Annotated in this window: 2 protein-coding genes and 1 pseudogene; all 3 read right to left on the bottom strand. The window is 71.2% G+C overall.

Translation table 11 applies throughout. The features are described from left to right. Positions 1 to 390, bottom strand: a 390-nt coding sequence (locus tag ACR80Q_RS18205) for a PA domain-containing protein (RefSeq protein WP_435379069.1), incomplete at its 3' end; no start/stop codon positions are given. Between the two features lie 220 nt (positions 391 to 610). Beyond that, positions 611 to 2188 (bottom strand): annotated as a pseudogene (locus ACR80Q_RS18200) (M36 family metallopeptidase); the annotation flags it as partial. Between the two features lie 327 nt (positions 2189 to 2515). Next, positions 2516 to 2756: PxKF domain-containing protein (locus ACR80Q_RS18195; protein ID WP_435379068.1), on the bottom strand; the 241-nt coding region annotated here is incomplete at its 5' end.

Raw genomic sequence — 2756 nt, 5'->3', positions numbered from 1 at the left:
CCCGTTCTCCAGGTCACCGTCGCGCTGCGGCGGGATGTCCGGGTTGGCGCGGACGGTGCCGGTGGCGGGCAGGCCGGCCTTGATGGTCGTGGCGTCGGCCTGCGTGACCATGCCCGAGGGGATGGTGATCGCGGGGTTGGCGCCGCCGAGGGCGATCGTCGCGCCCGGGGCGTTGTTGCCGATGATGACGGCGGTCGCCCCGGCGTTCTGGGCGTTGAGGACCTTGTCGACGAACGGGCAGGTACCCCGGTCGGCGATGGCGACCGCACCCGCCGGGAAGCCGACCAGCGGGCCGCAGCCCTCGGTCGTGCCCGAGCCGTCGTCCACCACGGCGAACGGACCGGAGACCCCGGCCGCGCTGAAGGACGGGCCGAAGGCTGCGCTGCCCATGCCGTACGTCCCGGCGGCCGACCCGCTGTCGACGACGACCTGGTTGGGGGCGGCGTTGCCGGAGGGGTTNGCCCGAGCCGTCGTCCACCACGGCGAACGGACCGGAGACCCCGGCCGCGCTGAAGGACGGGCCGAAGGCTGCGCTGCCCATGCCGTACGTCCCGGCGGCCGACCCGCTGTCGACGACGACCTGGTTGGGGGCGGCGTTGCCGGAGGGGTTCCACAGGTACATCTGCATCCGCGGCGGGCTGCCGTCGGCCGCCGGCGTGGAGAAGTTGGCGTTGTTGACGCCGCCGCCGTCCTGGGCCTCGGCGCGGACGTAGTCCCCGCCCTGGCCGCCCCGGCCATAGTTGTTCATCTGGAAGTTGCCGGCCTGCTCGTCGAAGCCGTACAGGTACATCACGTCGTGGACGACGTTGTTGAGGTAGAACAGGTTGGTCACGGCGGCGGGCTGGTAGTCCAGCGGGCTGGCGCTCAGGTCGACCGTGAAGTCGAAGATCAGCTCCGGGCCGCCGTCGACGTCGCCGCCGGGGTCGGGCTGGTTGTTGTTGTCGCGGTCCAGGTAGGAGTGGACGTTGTTGCCCCGCGTCGTCGTGTACTCGGGGCCCTCGATGCCGTCGGTGTCGTGCCAGCCGAAGGGGGAGCCGGTGCGGTCGGCCGGGTTGGTGACGACCGTCTGGGGCCCGTCGTTGGGGCTCTCCTTGGGGATCTCGTAGACGCGGTAGCTCGACCCGTCGTCGACCGGGTCGTTGCTGCCGTGCGTGCTCGGCCCGTGGTCGTCGTGGTCGTCGTGGTCGTCCAGGGCCGCGGCGGCCGCCCCTGCGGTCCCGGTGCGGGCCATGGTGCTCTCGATCTGCCCGTGGTCGTGCTCGATGGTCCAGTCCTCGACCTCGAGCATCTCGCCGGTCTCGGCGTCGATGGTCGCGTTGTAAAGGTGCACGTCGNCGAAGGGGGAGCCGGTGCGGTCGGCCGGGTTGGTGACGACCGTCTGGGGCCCGTCGTTGGGGCTCTCCTTGGGGATCTCGTAGACGCGGTAGCTCGACCCGTCGTCGACCGGGTCGTTGCTGCCGTGCGTGCTCGGCCCGTGGTCGTCGTGGTCGTCGTGGTCGTCCAGGGCCGCGGCGGCCGCCCCTGCGGTCCCGGTGCGGGCCATGGTGCTCTCGATCTGCCCGTGGTCGTGCTCGATGGTCCAGTCCTCGACCTCGAGCATCTCGCCGGTCTCGGCGTCGATGGTCGCGTTGTAAAGGTGCACGTCGGTCGAGTCGTCGATGACGACCTGGTAGGCCAGCCGCAGCCCCTCGTCGGTGGGCTGCCAGCCCAGCGTCGTGGGGATGGGCTCGTCGGAGATGCCGCCGTCGGTGAGCAGCGTCTCGACCGGGTCGGAGGCGGTCCGGGCCGCGACCACCGGTCGCAGGTCCTCGGGCTGGTCCAGGTCGAGCGCCTCGGCGGCCGCCTCGACGGCCTCGACCGGGCTCGTGTCGGCCTCGACGGGGGCGCTGGGGGCGGGCGCCAGGTCGGGGACGAGGACCTCGCCGACGTGCAGCACGGAACCGTCGCTGCGCACGTTGACCGTCGCCGCGGCGGTGAAGACCTCGAGGCCCTCGTAGCGCTGGAACACGTTCACGTGCGTCACACCGTTGTGCTTGCTCGTGTAGGCGCTGCGCACCGCGAGGTCGGCGACGTCCGAGACCGCGACGCCGTAGTCGGCCGCGTTGGCCACCAGGAAGTCGGTCGCGATCTTCTCCACGTCCGTGATGTCCGCGGTGGTCGGGACCTCGGGCTCGGCCGAGGTGGCCATGACCGGCAGCGGAGCGGCCAGCATGGCCACCAGCACCACCGGGGCGACGAGGACGGCCCTGCGGCGTCTCATCGGGCGGTCAGGTTCGTTCGGGTCTGCTGCATGGGGAGTCCTCCAGGTCACGGGGTTGGTTACTGGGAGTGACATGGACGTTAACCCGGATGCAGCAGCATGCATACCCCTTCGTGAACATCCGGTAGGGAATTCGACGCCGAGCGCGACGGAGGGGCGCCCGGGATGTCCCGGACGCCCCTCTCTGTCCCGATCTGGACGCCGGCCGAACGGGCCGACGCCGCCGGATCACCTCATCCGGCCGTCAGGCGTCGGTCACGCGTCCTCGAACCGCACGTCGACCGTGTGCTGCGTGCCGTCGACCAGCGTCACGACGAACTCGCGGCAGGTGCCCGCCCACTCCTCGTCGGTGTCCCAGAGGTAGAAGTAGGCGTCCTGACCGCGGTTGTACCGCAGCTGGGTCCGGGCCTGGAGCTCGGTCGGGGTGGTGACGGCGAACTGCACCGGGTCACCCGTCGAGCAGTCGACCTGGCGGGAGGCGAAGGAGTGCGTGTTG

Source organism: Aquipuribacter aurantiacus (assembly GCF_051216895.1).
GTDB lineage: Bacteria > Actinomycetota > Actinomycetes > Actinomycetales > JBBAYJ01 > Aquipuribacter.
Note: the sequence above shows the minus strand (reverse complement) of the source record. Positions and strands in the feature narration are given on the sequence as shown.